19 protein-coding genes and 1 riboswitch are annotated in these 18857 nt (G+C 27.8%); of the genes, 3 read left to right on the forward strand and 16 right to left on the reverse strand.

Going from position 1 to position 18857, the window contains the following annotated elements; genetic code table 11:
• Positions 1–28 precede the first annotated feature (28 nt).
• The 3 genes from I2A66_RS05395 to I2A66_RS05405 form a co-directional block, all read right to left on the reverse strand.
• The gene (locus I2A66_RS05395; protein WP_147516266.1) at positions 29–958 is read right to left on the reverse strand and encodes a DUF979 domain-containing protein; all 930 of its coding nucleotides are present in this window, start codon (positions 956–958) and stop codon (positions 29–31) included.
• Complete coding sequence (locus I2A66_RS05400; RefSeq protein ID WP_147516265.1) at positions 958–1647, reverse strand: DUF969 domain-containing protein; 690 nt, start codon at positions 1645–1647, stop codon at positions 958–960. The genes I2A66_RS05395 and I2A66_RS05400 overlap by 1 nt, the downstream gene beginning before the upstream one ends.
• Positions 1648–1808: 161 nt before the next feature.
• Positions 1809–2693, reverse strand: coding sequence for an FUSC family protein (locus I2A66_RS05405; RefSeq protein ID WP_122640120.1), 885 nt, complete (start codon positions 2691–2693; stop codon positions 1809–1811).
• 240 nt (positions 2694–2933) lie between these two features.
• Here I2A66_RS05405 and I2A66_RS05410 point away from each other — a divergent pair, with 240 nt between their 5' ends.
• Together I2A66_RS05410 and I2A66_RS05415 are read left to right on the forward strand one after the other, a co-directional pair.
• Positions 2934–3722 (forward strand): threonine/serine exporter family protein, encoded by a 789-nt coding sequence (locus tag I2A66_RS05410; protein ID WP_122640121.1) that lies wholly within the window; start codon positions 2934–2936, stop codon positions 3720–3722.
• Positions 3722–4177, forward strand: a complete 456-nt coding sequence (locus tag I2A66_RS05415; RefSeq protein ID WP_147516264.1) for a threonine/serine exporter family protein — start codon at positions 3722–3724, stop codon at positions 4175–4177. Before I2A66_RS05410 ends, I2A66_RS05415 begins: the two co-directional genes overlap by 1 nt.
• On the opposite strand, the gene I2A66_RS05420 is transcribed toward I2A66_RS05415, so the two are convergent.
• The 10 genes from I2A66_RS05420 to I2A66_RS05465 all read right to left on the reverse strand — a co-directional run bounded on the left by I2A66_RS05420 (position 4170) and on the right by I2A66_RS05465 (position 15631).
• On the reverse strand, positions 4170–4976 hold the full coding sequence (locus I2A66_RS05420; RefSeq protein WP_195251165.1) for an MATE family efflux transporter: 807 nt from the start codon (positions 4974–4976) through the stop codon (positions 4170–4172). The genes I2A66_RS05415 and I2A66_RS05420 overlap by 8 nt on opposite strands.
• Positions 4977–5003: 27 nt before the next feature.
• Positions 5004–5504 (reverse strand): MATE family efflux transporter, encoded by a 501-nt coding sequence (locus I2A66_RS05425; protein WP_122640124.1) that lies wholly within the window; start codon positions 5502–5504, stop codon positions 5004–5006.
• A 116-nt stretch (positions 5505–5620) separates the two neighbouring features.
• Positions 5621–6973, reverse strand: a complete 1353-nt coding sequence (locus I2A66_RS05430) for an alpha-amylase family glycosyl hydrolase (protein WP_195251167.1) — start codon at positions 6971–6973, stop codon at positions 5621–5623.
• 134 nt (positions 6974–7107) lie between these two features.
• A complete protein-coding gene (locus I2A66_RS05435; protein ID WP_279265881.1) occupies positions 7108–7785 on the reverse strand; it encodes a sensor histidine kinase in 678 nt (225 codons plus the stop codon).
• A 110-nt stretch (positions 7786–7895) separates the two neighbouring features.
• The gene (locus I2A66_RS05440) at positions 7896–8657 is read right to left on the reverse strand and encodes an ABC transporter ATP-binding protein (protein WP_122640125.1); all 762 of its coding nucleotides are present in this window, start codon (positions 8655–8657) and stop codon (positions 7896–7898) included.
• Positions 8657–9748 carry a FecCD family ABC transporter permease gene (locus I2A66_RS05445; protein ID WP_243238667.1) on the reverse strand — a complete coding sequence of 364 codons (1092 nt, stop codon included), beginning with the start codon at positions 9746–9748 and terminating at the stop codon, positions 8657–8659. The genes I2A66_RS05440 and I2A66_RS05445 overlap by 1 nt, the downstream gene beginning before the upstream one ends.
• A 9-nt stretch (positions 9749–9757) precedes the next feature.
• On the reverse strand, positions 9758–10777 hold the full coding sequence (locus I2A66_RS05450; RefSeq protein ID WP_122640126.1) for an ABC transporter substrate-binding protein: 1020 nt from the start codon (positions 10775–10777) through the stop codon (positions 9758–9760).
• Between the two features lie 157 nt (positions 10778–10934).
• Positions 10935–12365 carry a YfcC family protein gene (locus I2A66_RS05455; RefSeq protein ID WP_207734734.1) on the reverse strand — a complete coding sequence of 477 codons (1431 nt, stop codon included), beginning with the start codon at positions 12363–12365 and terminating at the stop codon, positions 10935–10937.
• Between the two features lie 127 nt (positions 12366–12492).
• Positions 12493–12665, reverse strand: a riboswitch (Lysine riboswitch).
• A 141-nt stretch (positions 12666–12806) separates the two neighbouring features.
• Complete coding sequence (locus I2A66_RS05460; RefSeq protein ID WP_122640128.1) at positions 12807–14213, reverse strand: glycoside hydrolase family 1 protein; 1407 nt, start codon at positions 14211–14213, stop codon at positions 12807–12809.
• A gap of 23 nt (positions 14214–14236) precedes the next feature.
• Positions 14237–15631 (reverse strand): PTS transporter subunit EIIC, encoded by a 1395-nt coding sequence (locus I2A66_RS05465; RefSeq protein ID WP_122640129.1) that lies wholly within the window; start codon positions 15629–15631, stop codon positions 14237–14239.
• A 336-nt stretch (positions 15632–15967) separates the two neighbouring features.
• Between I2A66_RS05465 and I2A66_RS05470 the strand changes: the two genes are divergently transcribed.
• Positions 15968–16447, forward strand: coding sequence for an NADH-quinone oxidoreductase subunit NuoE family protein (locus I2A66_RS05470; RefSeq protein WP_147516259.1), 480 nt, complete (start codon positions 15968–15970; stop codon positions 16445–16447).
• A gap of 77 nt (positions 16448–16524) precedes the next feature.
• On the opposite strand, the gene I2A66_RS05475 is transcribed toward I2A66_RS05470, so the two are convergent.
• The 3 genes from I2A66_RS05475 to I2A66_RS05485 all read right to left on the reverse strand — a co-directional run bounded on the left by I2A66_RS05475 (position 16525) and on the right by I2A66_RS05485 (position 18836).
• Positions 16525–17412 (reverse strand): polysaccharide deacetylase family protein, encoded by an 888-nt coding sequence (locus tag I2A66_RS05475; protein WP_122640131.1) that lies wholly within the window; start codon positions 17410–17412, stop codon positions 16525–16527.
• Positions 17413–17477: 65 nt separating this feature from the next.
• On the reverse strand, positions 17478–18332 hold the full coding sequence (locus I2A66_RS05480) for an anti-sigma-V factor rsiV (RefSeq protein ID WP_243113381.1): 855 nt from the start codon (positions 18330–18332) through the stop codon (positions 17478–17480).
• A 6-nt stretch (positions 18333–18338) separates the two neighbouring features.
• Positions 18339–18836, reverse strand: coding sequence for an RNA polymerase sigma factor (locus tag I2A66_RS05485; protein WP_147516258.1), 498 nt, complete (start codon positions 18834–18836; stop codon positions 18339–18341).
• Between the last annotated feature and the right edge of the window lie 21 nt (positions 18837–18857).

Here is an 18857-nt window from a genome sequence, read left to right on the forward strand (position 1 = left end):
TCCTCCTAAAAATATCTGTTAATTTAAATTAAAAACCTAAAGTATACATTAAGAAAATATGAACTATAAGTAATACTAATGCCACTGGCGCTTGTGCTTTTATTACCGCATTTTTATCCTTAAGCTCTAGTAATGCTGCAGGTAACATATTAAAGTTTGCTGCCATCGGAGTTAATAGCGTTCCGCAATATCCAGCTGTTAGCGCAAGAGTAGAGCATACTATAGGATCTCCTCCTTGAGCAAATACAAATGGTAAACCTACTCCTACTGTTATAACTGAGAATGCGGCAAATGCATTACCCATTATAGCTGTAAATAATGCCATACCAACACAATAAGCTATAACTCCAACTAATATATTTCCAGTTGGTATAACCCCAGATATTATAGAAGATATCTTATCTCCTACTCCAGCTGCTGTAAATAAAACGCCTAATGAAGCTAATAATTGAGGTAATATTGTAAATGCTCCCATTGATTGATACATTCTATTACTATCTTCTAAAAATTCACCAACATTTGCTTTAGTTATTACAAATGTTAATAATAAAGTTACTGTAGCTGATATACCTATTGCTACTGTTCCTGATAAAGATGTAAACGATGCTATAATCATTGCTACTACTGCTATTGATAAAGATGGTATAAATATTTTTAAACCTAATTTTTCTGCTTTTAAATTAGTAAACGTTTCATCTAATTGCTTTAATGTTCCTATATTTATTTGTTTAGTCACTGATAATAATGCTATTAACACTACTAATATTCCTACTAGTGTACTTGGTATGTAATTTCCAAACATAAACACTATTGCTAGAGTTCCCCAAAATATTGAAGTTCCTATTCTTGTTTTATGATTTTTATCTTTTATAGTGAACACCATAGTAACTATCATGTATAACCCTATCATCATATAAAATATTTCTAATAATGTATTTGAAAGCTTTGCTATATCCATTATTCTGCACCTCCTACATTATTTTTTCTAGACATATATTTTTTCTTTAATTTTCTATCTAATAATCTATTTTGACAAACCCATAGTATTATAGCTAAAACACCCACTGGTATAGCTACTTTCGCCAGTTGAAGTGTATCTACATTCATTCCTAGACCTTCTAATGTTGATGCTATTAAAAGTATTCCTGCATTAGCCATAAATATATTTTGACCATAGAAATTACCTATATTATCTGATGCAGCTGAATAAGCTCTTATTTTATCTAAGTCTTCTTCGTCTAATTCTCCATACTTTGCAATGGCTGCACCTTCTGCCATTGGGCTTACTAATGGTCTAACAAACTGAGGATGACCACCTAATGTAACCCCCATTGCTATCGTTGCTTCTCTTATAAGTGTATATCCACTTAATAGTATTCCTGTTGATAAATTACTTGCTTTTTTTATAAGCATTATTGCTTTAGCTTTTAACCCATATCTTTCACATAATCCTATTATTGGTACTGTAAGCATAAATAAGCAAGTTGTTCTATTTGTTATAAATGCCTCTCCTAAGGTACTTAAAATTTCTGTTATACTCATATTTGCAACTAACCCTGTAGCAATTCCAGCTGAAACTACAACTGCTATAGTATCTAATTTTAGCGCAAATCCAATTATAATTATCAATATTCCTATTAATTCCATATTGACTTCTCCTTTTTTTAATATTCAGTTAATTTATTATATAATGTTAATTTTTAAATGTAAACATTTTTCGACATACTTTTTAAAATTTTCTAAAAATTTTTACTTATATTTTATTTCTCTATATATAAAAAAACGAACTCTATTTAGAGTTCGCTTTGCTAGCTAATTGATTTTTCTTCATATATATTACGAATTTCATTTATATGCTGAATTACGATACTTATATGATAGTTATAAACTGGACTTATATCATCTTTTATTTCTATATCATTAGCTAATTCATCATATAAATCTTTACATTTATTATAATTTTCTTCATTTATATAACATTTTTTCTTCATACTTTCTAAAACTTGAAGATGCATGTATATCTGCTTACAAATCTCTATTATATTGTTAATTTTTTTATCATCAATTTCTGAATTACTATATTCTAGCTCTTCTAAGAATTTTTTATATAGTGCTTCAAGGTTAGAAATATCTTTAATTAAAGAAGATTTATCCATATGAATTCCATTTTCAACCTCATATCTTAATAGCTCAATAGATTTATCCTCTATTGTTTTAATTTCATTATAGATTTTATCTAAATAGTTAGGTCTATATATTATATAATTTACAGCTACTCCGATAAGGATACCTATCGATGTATCTAATATTCTATAAATAGAATAGCTCAATGGATTTGAACTTCCAGTTCCTAATTCTATAGCGCAAAATACTATACATGCAATATTTATAGATTTGTTTATATTTAAAATATTACATATATATATAGTCGCAATTACTCCTAAACATGATAATATAGGGTCACCAGGTCTAATACTTACAAATAAAAATCCTACTACACCACCTACAAATGTACCCTTTAACCTATTTTTACCTACGACTAAAGAACTTTTTACTGTTGCTTGCATGCATATAACACAAGATATTGCAGCATAAAAAGTGTTATCAGCTATATTTAACTTTCCAGCTAATATACACAACATAACACCTATACCGGTTTTTATAGTTCTCATTCCAGGTTTTTGTAATTTCAAATTCAACACCTCCACTCAATATTACTATATCATAATGTAAATTATATACAATTATTTAAACACATAAAAATACTAGAACAACTTGTTCTAGTATCTTGTAAATAAAATTTAAATTTGTATTTTATACTTACCAATAAGTTTACAAGATAAAACCTAGTTTTTTTATATTACATAAATATAAGATGGACTATTTAGGAAAAATAAATTATAACTCTTGCTAAATTTATAGGAGGTTTATTTATGGACAAAGAGTTTGATCATGATTATAAAAAAAATGTTCTTCGACTGGCACTATTTATTGGTGAACTTATGCTTATAAATGGAGCTGAAACTTATCGTGTTGAAGATACAATACTTAGGATTTGTAAGTCTAGAGGTTTTAACCATATAAATGTTTTTACGTCTCCTACAGTTATAATCATTTCTGATTATAGATTTGATGGTTATGCATTTATGAAAACTATAAAGTCTAGATCTATAAATTTAAACAAAATTTCATTATTAAATAGCCTTTCTAGGAAATTTGTAAATGATACTAATTTATCCGTTAAAGATGCTATGATAGAACTAAAAAGATTAAATAGTGTAAATTCATATTCTCCTATAGTAGCTTATATTTGTACAGGAATTGGCTCAGCCTTTTTCGCAGGTGTTTTAAGTGGAGATAACTTACAAACTTTTATATCTACCTTTATTACATCTATTTTAGCAGTTATTATTTACAATAAAACTATGAAGTTGAGTAGTATACCTGCATTTTCTAGCTTAATTGCATCTATTTTTATAGCCTTTATTGGGGTTTTATTATCCCATATTAATATAGTAGATACACCAACCATGCTAATCGTAGGATCTATTATGCCTCTTCTTCCTGGTGTTTCATTTATTAAGGGAATTAGAGACTTAATTTCTGGAGATTTAATTTCCGGTGTAGCTCGAGCTTTTGACGCGACTGTTACTGCTATAAGTATTGCCTGCGGAGTTGGTATTATTTTAGATATTTGGATCAGATTAGGAGGTATACTTTAATGACAAATATGCCTGTTTATATGCATTTTTTATATTCATTCTTTGCTACTATAGGCTTTTCCGTATTTTTAGATGCACCTAAATCTACATTGATTCCATGTGGATTTACCGGAGGATTGGGGTGGAGTGTATATTATTATTTATATACATTTACATATAATGATCCTTTTTCAAATTTTATAGCTGCTTTTTTAGTTTCTTTAGTAAGTGAAATACTAGCAAGAAAATTAAAGCAACCAGCTATAGTTTTTGTGATTCCCGGAATTATACCTCTTGTCCCTGGACTTGGTATGTATAAGACCATGCTTTACTTAGTACAAAGTAATTTCGCCTTAGCAATATCTAAAGGTTCTAGTGTGCTATTCGTTGGTGGTGCAATAACTCTAGGTGTACTTGTTGTAACATCATTAGTAAAAACAGTTAACATATCTGAATTAAAAAGAGCTGCTAAATAGCAGCTTTATCTTTTATATTGCTATTCAATTTTCTTAGGTAAATTAATAAAAATATAGTTCTGCCAAAATAATATGTTAAAAACGCAAACCAAAGACCATGATTTTTAAATATAGGAGCTGTTATTTTTAAAGTTATTATAAATAATATCATTGATAAAAATGTAGAGTTTCTTATCGCTTTAGTTTCCATAGCTCCAGTGAAAACCCCATAAAATGTAAGGCTCATACATGCTATACATGGATAAATGATTATCCAAAAATCATAAATCTTAACATTTGTAACAACTTCTTCTATACTTGTAAATAAAAAAATTACTCTCTCTCTAAAAAATATATAAAGTATAGTAAGTAAAACCATAAATATAAAACTCCACTTAAAGGTTATCTTTATTGTATTATTTAATAAATTACTATTTTTATTTCCTACTGCCCTTCCTGCAAATACACTAGATGCATTTGCTAATCCTTCAAATAAATATGAAATCACACTTTCTAGTTGTAGAATGATAGTATTTGCTGCAAGTATCTCAGTTCCAAAAGATGAGCTACTTGCCATAAACATATTATTCACTATCAAAAGACATATAGTACGTATTATAAAATCTGAATTAGCAAATATCTTATTAAGTATTTCATTCTTATCTAATATATTTTTATTTAATACATCTTTACATTTAAATCCACTAGAACTGAACATGAATTTAATACCTAATACTAATGTAAATAATTGAGAAAATAAAGTAGCTATAGCTACTCCATCTACCTTCATTCCAAAATTCCATACTAATAATACATCCAATACTATATTGACTATATTGCCAACAACCTACATTGTAACAGACTCTTTCACTTTTGATTGCCCCATTAACCATCCTAAAATAACATAATTTACAAATACAACAGGAGCTCCATAAATTAATATATTATAGTATATACGTGACTGCTCCATTACTAATTTTTCTGGTGCTAATATCTTCATTGCCAGTGTCCATATAATATCCTTCATTAATATAAATCCTAATCCTACTATAATAGCTATAATTAAGGGATGTATAAAAGCTTCTATTTTCTTTTTATTATTATCATCCCCTATGGCCTGAGCGCTATAACTAGTAGTACTTACCCTCAAAAATCCAAATAACCAATATAATGTATTAAATATAGTAACTCCTATGGATACTCCCCCTATAAATATAGGACTTTCCATTCTTCCAACTACTGCAGTATCAACTATACCTAATAAAGGTTGAGTAAGTGTTGATAACATAAATGGTATTGCAATCTTTAGATATTCACTTTGATTTAATTTATCACATTCTATATCCATAAAATCACCTTATTTTTCTATTATCATTAAGTTCTCATATTGTTTTATATTACAATCAATTAAGTTTCATGATACTTTAATCATATAAATAAATTTATTTAATAATACTTTTGCTCTTACTTAATATATAAAAGCCCCCCACTGTTAGAAGGAATATCTATAATTAATTTCTTTCTTTTTGTATCTATCTTTAATAAATTATTATTTTTAGTAGTATCTAAAATGTCAACAGCATTACTTACTTCAAATGGCATATCTATTTCCATAGTTATAGATTTGTAATCATTATTAACTATTGTTACAACTGCATGATTTTCTAATATTCTAGCAAATGCAAATTGACGATTTGTTAATTTAAGTTCTTTATAATCACCATAAGTTAATTCTAAATAATTTGCTTTAAGTTCTCCTAGTTTACATAAAAGATTAGTTATTTTATTTTTATAATAATAATCTTTATAATTGTTTAAGTCTAAACATGGCCTAAGATTCCAATCATCACCTTGATTCTTATTCCCTTCTATACAGAATTCTGAACCATAATATATAGAAGGAATGCCAGGTATGGTGTATTGAAGTAATAAAGTGTTATATATATGTTCTTTATTTTTCAAAATACTATATATACGTGATACATCATGATTGTCTACAAATGTATAAAGCCTTAATTTCCCTGTCATTTCTATCATACGTTTAATATTATGTGCTAACTCAAAATAATTGTGATCATTATGACTTGAGTAAATAGATTTATACATTGAATAATTCGTCACAGAATGTAACATCTCACTATTTGCCCAACGACTATAATCACCATGTATTACCTCACCCATTAACCAAAAATCATTTTTTAAGTTTTCAGTAAATATTCTAAGTCTTTTCATAAAATTAAAATCTAAAACTTCTGCAACATCTAGTCGTATTCCATCAATATCAAATTCATCTATCCAAAACTTAACTGTATCTAGATGGTATTTCACTACTTCTTCATTGTTATTATTTAATTTGACAAGAAGATTATATCCTCCCCAATTTTCATAACATAATCTATCATTATACTCATTATTTCCCAAGAAATTTACATTACAAAACCAGTTTCTATATTTACTATTTTCACGATTTTTCTTTAAATCCTCAAAAGCAAAAAAATTTCTACCTACATGATTAAATACTCCATCTACAATTACTTTTAGCCCTATTTTATGGCAATTACTTATAAAATTTCTAAAGTCTTTATTATTTCCAAGTCTTTTATCCACTTTTCTATAATTTATAGTATCATATCCGTGTGAACCAGATTCAAATAAGGGACCTATATAAATACATGTACATCCTATTTTTTTAGCATGCTCTGCCCATTTATTAAGTTTTTCAAAATGATTTTCTGCCACTCCACTATTTTCATGTCTACAACCACAAAGTCCAAGAGGGTATATATGATATATTACAGCCTTATCATACCATGCCATAACAATCTCTCCTTTCATAGTTAAATACCTTATATTCATTATATTAGTTTTTTTAATTTGTTATTCAGTTGTATATAATAAAAGGACTAGCTACGCTTAGCTAGTCCTTTTATTTGTTGCTCATTTTTTATCTTTTAAATTTGGATTAACTGGTAATATAATTCAAAATTGCTACCTTCTCCAAGCTTACTCTCCACATAAATTTCGCCTTTATGTAACTTTACAATTTGATTAGTTATTGCAAGCCCAAGTCCACTTCCTAATTTTGCTTTATTACTCATTTCTGTTACTTGACTAAATCTCTCAAAAATAGTTTTATGATATTTCTCATCTATTCCAACGCCTGTATCTTTAACACTTATCATAACCCTATCATTTAAATCTTTTACACTTACAGTTATATTACCACCCTTTGGTGTAAATTTAGCTGCATTACCAACTAAATTTACTATACATCTTTCAATTTCATAAGAATCACAGAATATAGTTTTCTCCTCAACATCTGGGTCTATTATAATATCAATACCTTTTGATTGTACATAATCAACTAGTGCCAATGAAGTTTCTTCAACTAAGTATACTATACCTACTTCTTTTAAATTTATAACATACATATCATTTTGTAGTTTAGTATTATCAACTATGTTGTTAACTAAATTTAATAATCTATCACAATTTTTTTGTGATATATCTATATAATAGCTCAATTTACTGTGTTCAAGATTTGAACCTTTTTTCATTAAACCTAAGATTAGTTGATTTGTGCTATTTATAACATTCAAAGGTTTTCTTAACTCATGAGATAAATTAATTAAATAACTATTTTTACTCTCTTATAATTATTAATATATTTAAAAATTTATTTAATGTAACTTCCTTAATATACTTTTATTTAATATATTTAAATTTATGTAACTAGTTTTTACAACTTATATATTATATTTACTAGATCAAGTCCATCATCGTAATTTACTACTGCATCAACTTCATATACATCTTTAATAAGTTCTTTTGTTAAAATTTCTTTTGGATTTCCATATGCAACTATGTATCCGTCTTTTAAAACATATATTTTATCACAATACATTGATGCCATATTTAAATCATGAATGGCAGCAATTACTTCTATATCTAAATTCTTAACTGTATTCATTAACTGTAATTGATATTTTATATCTAAGTGATTAGTCGGTTCATCAAGTATTAAACAATCTGTTTTTTGAGCAAGAGCTCTTGCTAATATAATTCTTTGCTGCTCTCCACCAGAAAGTGTATTAAAGTTTCTATCTTTACAATTAAGCATGTCAACTTTCTTTAAAGATTCCTCCATTATTTCATAATCATTTAAAGAATCTCTTTCCATTAATTTTTTATGAGGAGATCTTCCCATTAAAACTATTTCACTTACACTAAAATCGAAATCATAATAGTTATGCTGTGAAACCACTGCCATCTTTCTTGCACTTTCTTTAGTAGTAAGATCATTTAAATTTATATCGTCTAATCTAATAATTCCACTTGTTGGCTTTAATATTCTATAAATACATTTTAATAATGTTGATTTACCACTTCCATTAGGTCCGATTATACCTATAAATTCTTTATTTTTTACATCTATATTAATTCCATTTAATACATCCTTTTTCCCTATTTTAAATTTAATATCTTCTACATTTATTTTCATTAGCTTTTACCTCCAAAGCCGTAAGTATTTCTAATCATTAACAAAATAAAACATGGTGCACCTATCATTGAAATGAGTATTCCTATCGGTATCTCTGTTCCCTTTATAATTACTCTAGATAGTATATCTGCCCATATTAAGAATATTGCACCTAGCAGCGCTGCTATTGGAATTATTTTCTTATGATCTGGTCCTAGAATTATTCTAACAATATGAGGTATTACTAGCCCTACAAATCCAATCATTCCAGATGCGTAAACTAAAATTCCGATCATCAAAGATGCTATTATTAAATAAGCATGTCTATATTTATGAAGATCTGTTCCTAATGTTATAGATACTTCATCTCCTAATAACATTAAATTTAATATCTTATGTTGAGTTAAAAAGAATATAGTCCCTATTAAAACAAATGGCATTATAAACATTATTTGCTCCCATTTTGCACCAGCTACACTTCCCATTAACCAAAATGTTATAGTCTGCATTCCTTGAGCATCATTAGCAAAATAAACTATAAAGCTAGAGAATGCACTACAAACCGAACTAAGCGCCATACCTCCTAAAAGAAGTTTTATAGAATTTGCTCTTTGACCAATATTAGCTATTAATAATACAAGCATTGATGTTACAAGTGCTCCAATAAATCCACATATACCTATTGCATTACTTCCAAATATGGCTCCTACTCCAAGCATAACCGATATTGTCGCACCTAGTGATGCTCCTGATGATATCCCTAGTATATATGGGTCTGCGAGCGGATTCTTCACAATTGCCTGCATTACAATTCCTACAACTGATAATCCTATACCAACTAACATAGCTAATATAATTCTAGGTAACCTTATTAACCAAACTACATCATGTACTGCTCCATTAGATAATATTTCTTCATTTCCTATTCCAAATATTTTATAAAAAATAATATTATAAACTTCCTTTATACTTATATCAACAGAACCTAAATTCACTGCAAATCCTATAGATAAAGCTAATATTAATAATAATATTAGCGAAACACCTACATACATAGGTGCTCCTTCATTTATATTTATTCTACTTTTACTTATTATAGCTTTCTTATCCATATAATTAGCCTACTCATTTAAATCTGGATATAATCCATTTGCAAATGTATTTATTCCATCTATTGTTCTTATTCCACTACAGTACATTTCTCCTAATGCAATAGCATTTATTCTATTATTTTTTACAGCATCTAAACTTGCAAGTGACTTATTATTTAAAATATTTTCTACAGCTTCTTTAGGTACATTCTCGTCATTTCTATCCATATATACTACAAATATTGAATCTGGATTTAATTTTATTAAATCTTCTTCACTTATATTTCCACCATTAGGATTTAATAACTCACCTCCAAGAATTGAAACCATATCTCCACCTAATGTACTTGCTCCATAAGTATATATCTGTCCATCCATATATTCTATTATTAAAGTAGTTTGCTTTTCATTATTTTTTACTGAATCAGCTACAGATTTTACTTTTAAATCAATTTCATTTACTAAATCCTTAGCTCTATCTTCAACATTAAATATCTTACCTAAATTTAATATATCAATCTTTTCATTTTCCACTTTTCTACTTGCTACTGCTCCACTATTTAATGACATATATGTATTTGTACCATTTTTATGCCAATAGTCCACATCACCTAAATTCTTCTCATCAAATAATGAGTACCAAGATAATATAAAGTCTGGTTGTTCCATTATAATAGTTTCCTTAGATGGTGCAAATTCTTTTAAATAATTTACTTTATTAAAAGCTTCTTTATATTCACTCTTAACTTCATGGTCTAATCCAGAAGCCATTACTATCTTATCTTCTAAACCTAATGCTAGTAATGTTTCTATTGAATTTTGATATACTGCTACAACCTTTTCAGGTGACTTTTCAAAAGTTATTTCTACAGGTTTTTTTTCATAATTATATGTAGTTATTGTAACAGGATAATGTGAACTCTCATTAACTATATTTTCTGTTAATTCTTTATCTTCTACTTCATTTGTATTATTTGTGCTACATGCTGTAAGGCTTAATATAATTAAACCACTTAAAAGTAATGTAATTTTTTTCTTAATCATCTTCATTTTCTAAATCCTCTCATATATATTTACAATAAATACCTTACAATATTATACATATAAACTTAATCCTATTTGTGTCATTTTTGTGTCATTTCTGTGTCACTTTACACAAAAAAGTAAAAATAATAAAAAAATAGATGGACTAGAATGTCCATCTATTTTATGCCCATTGCATTAGTGATCCGATTGTTATAAAACCAAGTGATAATATAAATAATATCCCTTGAAGTGGTAAAACCCACTTTAACCATTTTCCATAAGGCACACCTGCCAGACCCAAGCAAGCTATTAATATTCCTGATGTTGGGAATAGTGTATTAGAAAATCCATCTCCCAATTGATATATCAATACTGTTAATTGACGAGATATTCCAACTAAATCTCCAAGTGGTGCAAGAATTGGCATTGTAAGTGCTGCTTGTCCTGAACCCGAACTAACAAAGAAGTTTATAAACATTTGTATAGGATACATTATATAAGCTGCTATCATTGGTGGTAAGTTACCAATTAATTGAGATAAATTATATAAAATTGTATCTATTATATTAGCATTCTCTGCAATTATTACTATAGCTCTAGCAAATCCTAACATAACAGCTGCTCCTATCATTCCCTTTGCACCTTCTATAAATGCATCTGCCATTTCATCAGTTCCAAGTTTTCCAATAAAACCACTCATAAGTCCAGTTGCTAAAAATACTGCAGCTATTTGAGGAATCCAAAATCCCTGAGTTAATACTCCCCATACAATTATTCCTATACATAATGCCAATAAAAGTAATATTATTTTATGTGACATTCTAAAATCTTCATTTTCACTTCCATAGTTACCTAAGTTTGCACGCTTAATTTGATCACTTTCATAAACTAAACTAAGTTTTGGATTCTTTTTAATTTTTGATGCATACATCATTAAAAATACAGTTCCTATACAAGTAGTTATAAACCAAATAATTGTACGATATTCTATTCCTGAGAACATCGGTATTTCTGCTATTGATTGTGCAATACCTACTGTAAATGGATTAAGCATAGCTGATGAAAATCCTAATTCACAAGCCAAATATGTAATTCCAACTGCAACTATACTATCATATCCTAAAGATAGCGCTAAAGGTACAATTATTGCTACAAAAGGAACTGCCTCTTCACTCATTCCAAATACAGCACCACCTAATGAGAATAAAAATGTAAGCATTGGAATTACTAAAATTTCTTTTCCTTTAAATATATTAGTAACTCTCACTATTCCAAAATCTATTGCTTTAGTTCTAGTAATTAAATTAAATGCTCCCCCAACTACAAATAAAAATGCTATTATTTCTGCACCACCAATAATACCTTCTACTGGTGCTTGTAAAACTTCAAATACTCCTTGTGGCTGACTTTCAATATATTTAAATGAGCCATCTACAATTATTGTTTTTTCACTTCCATTTACCACCTTTACTACTTTTTCATAAGCCCCTCCTGGTACAATATAAGTTGCAATTGATACAAGTATAATTATTGAAGTAATGATTACTAAAGTATGAGGTACCTTTAATTCTCTTTTATTTTCTCTTTCTGTTCTTGCTTGTGCTAAATTCAATACTTTCACTCCCTTTTATTTTTATAATTTTCTTAAATACAAAAAAGTCTTGAGCGAAATCACTCAAGACTATATTCTTTCATTCAAATAATTTACAAATTGAAATACCAATTTATTAAAATATATCTGTCATGATAGCTCATCATAAAATTTATGACAGTATTATGCATATTCTACATAATCCCAACTATATAACCTTAAAGCCTCAGTTATATGTTTCGGCGATATTTCCTTTCAATTTACTTCACTGTGCTTAACTCTGTAAATTTACTCTTAAAGATCGCAACCTCTATCTTTTTTATTTAATTTTTAATTTATATATAATATAACCTATATTATTTCTATTGTAAAGTGAAAATTAACTTTATTTTCATATTTTTCTAATTTTATATCATTTTAACATAAAAGACTGAACTACTTTAGTTCAGCCTTAATATATTTCTATAATTTTTCCCCATTAGATCTTATTACTTCTTTATACCAAAAGTAACTATCTTTTTTAATTCTCCTTAAATCTTTAAAATCATGATCTTCTCTATTGATATATACAAATCCATAACGTTTTTTAAACCCTTGATGAGAACTTAATAAGTCAATTACTGACCAAGGACAGTATCCAATTAGCTCTACACCATCTTCAATTCCTTTTCTACAAGCATCTATATGATCTCTTAAGTAATTAATTCTATAATCATCATGGACTCTTTCGTCTTCAGTTAATGTATCTGCTGTTCCAAGACCATTTTCTGTAATTATAAGAGGTAAATGATATTTATTGTAATATTCATTTAATGCTATTCTTAACCCAACAGGATCTATTTGCGCTCCATACTCTGTTGCACTTAAGTTAGGATTTTTTTCAATTTTAAAATATCCATATAAATCATAATCTATCTCACTAACACGAGTTCCAACTGGATTTTCTTCTGTTGCTTCAAGATGTCTTGCACATAGTGTACGATAATAGTTAAATGCTATAAAGTCCATTTTAGCATTTTTAAGTATTTCTTTATCTTCCTCAAGCATATTAGGAACTATGTTAAGTTTTTCTAAGTAATTCATATAATATGCTGGGTATTGTCCATTATAGTGCATGTCTAATAAATAATTAGTTTTAAAGTTATCATTTAATTTTGCTGCCCATACATCTTCTGGCTTATTTGAGTATGGATAAGTTACTGTAGCCGATATTGATGGCCCTATTTTCCCACCTTCAACCATATTATGGCAAGCTATTGTTGCTAATGCGTGAGCTAAACACATATGATAATCCATCTGTGCTCTCATTTTTTCAACTTTATAATTATCAGTTTCATATATATTCATACGCTCTTTTACACGCATCATTAAATTTTGTTCATTATGTGGTTGCCAGTACTTAACTCTATCTCCGAAGTTTTCAAAGCAAATCTTTGCATATCTTTCAAATGCAAATGTACATTCTCTAGCTTCCCATCCATTATACTTCTCAACTAATGCATATGGTAAATCAAAATGATATAAGGTAACAAATGGAGTTATATTACACTCTACTAAATAATCTATTACCTTATTGTAAAAGTCTATTCCAGCTTGATTTATTTCTCCATCTCCAGTGGGTATAATTCTAGCCCATGATAGCGAAAATCTATATATATTTAGCCCTAAATCTTTCATAAGATCTATGTCTTCTTTCCAGTGATGATAAAAATCACTAGCTACCTTACTGTCTGCTTGAATTTCTGACTTTTTAAATGAATTAAAGTCTGCAACTGTCATTCCTTTTCCATCTTCATTCCATCCACCTTCTATTTGAAATGCTGAAGATGATGCCCCCCATAAGAAATCTTTCGGGAATGTATTTTTCATACTACGTCCTCCTAATGTCTATATTAAGCAACCTCTTTTAAAGTTTCTTCTTGCTCTTCCTCTATATCTTTAAATCCAACTATATATGTAAGTAGTGCTGAACCAAAGAATGCAAAAACACATCCTATTAAGTAAGCTAAAAATCCTTTAGCTCCAGCTTGTGCATATACTGGAATTGTAAGTACACCTTGATTTGCAAATGCTATACCAAATGCTCCTCCATATCCCATTATTCCACCACCTATTGCACCGCATATTACTGCACATATCATTGGCCTTTTTAAGCGTAAGTTAGCTCCATAAATTGCAGGTTCTGTTATACCAAATAAAGCAGTTATACTCCCCGATAAAGCAACTGTTTTTAGTGATTTATTTTTCGATTTTAAAAATACACCTAATGCTGCTCCTGCTTGTGAGAAATTTGCTGCTCCTGCAAATGCTAGTAAATTTTGACGTCCATTTTGAGCTATATCATTTATTGCTATTGGTAATATTGGTCTATGAGCTCCAAATATAACTAATACACACCACATTCCACCTATAAATGCTCCACAAAGAACTGGGCTAAAGTTCATAAGTAATTGATAGAACCAATTAACTCCATTACCTATATATATTCCTATTGGCCCAAATACTAATAAAGTGGATGGAACCATTATTAATATTGAAAGTGTAGGAACCATTATCATTTCAATTACATCTGGTATTACTTTTTTTAAGAATTTCTCTAAGAAAGATAACATCCAAATTGCAATAATTATCGGTATTACTGATGAAGTATAACTTGCTTTTGTAATACTAATATTAAATAAACTTACTACTCTCTCTTCTGCCATTAATGCTACTATACTAGGATAACATAGAGTTGCACCAAGTACCATTGATATAATTTCATGTGTTTTAAATACTTTAGCAGCTGTATATCCAAGTATTATTGGGAAAAAATAAAACACTGCATCTGATGCTGCATTTAAGATAATATATGTATCATTTTGCTTTATATCTATATTATGCTTATTTAAGTAGTACATAGATATAACTGCTAATATCCCCTTTATCATTCCTGAACCAGCTAGTGCATATATAATCGGCGTAAATATCTGAGCAATAGTTGTAAGTACCTTATTTAATGAAAAACCTTTTTTAATTTCTTCATTATTTTTATTCTTAGTTTTACCAACCATAGGTTCTAGTTCTTTAAATACTTTATCTACTTTACTTCCTATAACTACTTGTAACTGTTCCATACTTTCTACTACAGTTATAATTCCTTCTATTTGTGAAAGATTTTCTTTATTTACTTTACTAAAATCTATTAATGTAAATCGTAATCTTGTATGACAATGTATAACATCTTTTATATTATCTTTGCCACCAACATTTTCTAAAACTTCTTTAGCAATCTGTTTAAAATTCATATCTAACCTCCTATTTCTTATAACTTTATGTCCTTTATTATTTATCCATTATTTTTATTGATAATCAAATATTTTCATTTATTTAATAATCCTAATTTAATTATTTATAATTTTAGATAATTACTTATAAGTTTAAATATCAATTATATAAGTACTTTAATATATTCTTTACTAATGTTATTTCTTATAAAGTTTATACTAGTAATTTAAGGGTATTAATAATAATTATTATATTAAGGTGTTTAATTAATATTTTAGTACTTATTGTTACAATGCCTTTAGTATATTTATTAATTGTATAGTTTAATCTGTATAATATATAAAGGAGAGTTTTATATGTGTGATTTTATTTCTCGTAATAGTAAATCATTTGAGGAGTTAGATATATTTATAAATTCACTTGATAAAAGCGAGGATAATGTAATTCGTACTTTACATTATGCGCAAAAAATATTTAGATATCTTCCAAATGAAGTTCAAAAATATATTTCTAAAAAACTAAACATTTCATTTGATAAGATTCATGACTTAGTTAATTTTTACTCTTACTTTACAACTGACCTTAAAGGTGAAATCAAAATAAAAGTATGTTTAAGTGGTGCATGTGCTAAAAATGATAGTAGTAATATACTTGCTGAATTTGAAGAATTGCTAGGTTTAAAATGTGGTGAAACTAGTAGTGATTTAAAGTTTAGCTTAGATTCATCAAGGTGTGTTGGTTCATGTCGTCGTTCTCCAGTCATTACTATAAATGGAAGAGTTTATGATAATGTAACTCTTAAGGATGTTTCTTTAATTCTAAAAGAACTTAAGTAGTTTTTAATTTATATATAGTAAAAATAATAAACTTAATAAAAAAGATGGACTGTATATTACGTCCATCTTTTTGTCTTCTATGAAAGAGTTTTAAACTCATATCCATTTTCTTTAAAATATTTTATTATTTGTGGTAAAGACTTTGCTGTTTCTTCTTTTCCATAAGTATCGTGCATTAAAAGAACTACCATTTCTTTATCTTTAGATGTTTGTATTGCTATATTAGCTAATTGATCAGCATCTTTTTTAGCTCCTTCTGCATCTTTACTTAATGCATTCCAGTCTATTGATGCCATGTTATTTTCATCTAAATAAGCATCTAAACTATCCATACCTTTCCATGACATATGACCACCTGGACATCTTATTACTCTAGTAGAAAAATACTTACCTAAAACATCTTTTAATAATTTATCAGTTTTTTCAAAATCAGCTTTAAATGCCTCTAAATCTAATACTCTATTTGGATATAATATGCGATAATCATGAGTATATGAATGATTTGCAATAGCATGACCTTCATTTAGTTCTTGTTTTAAAAGTTCTTTTGCTTTTTCTCCACCTCTTTCAATATTTTCCCCTGTAACAAAGAAAGTTGCATGAACATCATTTTCTTTTAATATTTTTAAAACTTGAGGAGTTACAGTTGTTGAAGTTCCATCATCAAAAGTCAAAAATACTATTTTTTCTCCATTATTAGAATAATCATAGCTATTAAGTTTTTCAGCTACTTTTCTAGCATCATAAGAATATTTTTTAGCATCATTACTACATCCAACCATATACTTTTTCTTTTCTTCTTCTTCTTTTCTTCTTTCTTCTTCAATTCTTTGTTGCTCTAATTTTATTTGCTTTTGTTCTTCAAAGTAAGACCAAGCCTTACTTGTTATTCCTATAAAAAATAAACATATTAGTATTAATATTATTAATCTACTTTGGTTTATATTTCTTCTTACGTTTCTCATCTCTCTTAGTGCCTTTCTTTAATGTCATTTTTCTAGTTTGTATGTCCGTTATTTTCAATTTATATTTATAATTTATCTGTTATTGATTTAGGTATTACAAACTCAGTTAATCCTTGTGATCCCGGTGCTACATCATATTTATCAAAACATATTACAATTTCACCTTTATCATTTATATAAAACCCTTGATTTTTATCTATTTTGTCAAATGTATAACTTCCATCATTAGCATCTATCCAATAATGTACTTCTGAATCAGCCTTCATTCTTTCTCTCATTTGTTGTTTTATGTTTTCACTTATAATATCTACATAATCAGTTCCTCCAAACATGCCTTCTAAAGTTAAAATTGTTTGATTCCTTTTGTCTATATTATAAAATTTTCGAGTTGTATCACTTGATGCCATTATAGTGTTGTTGTATATAACTATAGATAAAATATCATCATTATCTGTTTTTACTTCATACCAGGATTTAAAGGATTCTCTTCCCTCTTCTCCTTGCAGTTTTAATTGTTCTAATTCTTTTAAATACTGATCATACAATTTTTTACCTTCTTCTTCGAACTCTTTATTCATTTGATATTGTAAATTAGTATCTTTCATACCTTCTATATTAGGCACGTCTATTGATATATCAAGTCCACCTTCATCAATTTTATAATTTCTAAAGTTAATTACTTTTATGACTTCACCTATTACAGGTATATTTTCTAAAGCATTTGCAAATGTTGGATTAATATTAACAATTCCTACTACTACTGCTAATGATGCTACTAGTGTTGACACCTTAGTTATACTTTTTTTATTACGTCTATTAAGTACATCATTTACAACGATATTTAATTTATCTGGTATCTCTATATTCATATAATCATTCTTTAATTGTTCTATTTTCTTATCACTTTTCAAAGTTTTCACTTCCTTTTATTCAGTAATGCTTATTTTCAGTTTAGATAATGCTTTATAAAGCCTAGTTTTTATAGTACTTTCTTTTTCATCTAAAATCTTTGCTATATCAGATATTTTCATATCTTCAAAGTATCTTAAAACAATCACATCTTTATACTTTTCAGGTAATACCTCTAGTGCTCTTTGAAGATCTATATCTTCGTATGTATCATACTCAGCAGATTCTTCTAAATTTAAGTCATCACTTCCTATAACATACTTGCTATTTTTCCTTATATAGTCAATTGCTGTATTAGCTACTATCTTATAAATCCAAGGTTTAATACTATCTATATCTTTGAGAGTGTCTACATTAGTTAAAGATTTGCATATAGCATCATGAACTATGTCTAATGCGTCATCTTCATTTCTTACATAAGTATAAGCAAATCTATATAATGATTCTTTATTGTCGACAATATATTTTTTTACCTCTTTTTCCTTTTTTTTAATTCCTAAGCTTAGTAATTTCATCTTATTCGTCCACCTCTCATA

The organism is Romboutsia sp. 1001713B170207_170306_H8, from assembly GCF_015550495.1.
Lineage (GTDB): Bacteria > Bacillota > Clostridia > Peptostreptococcales > Peptostreptococcaceae > Romboutsia_E.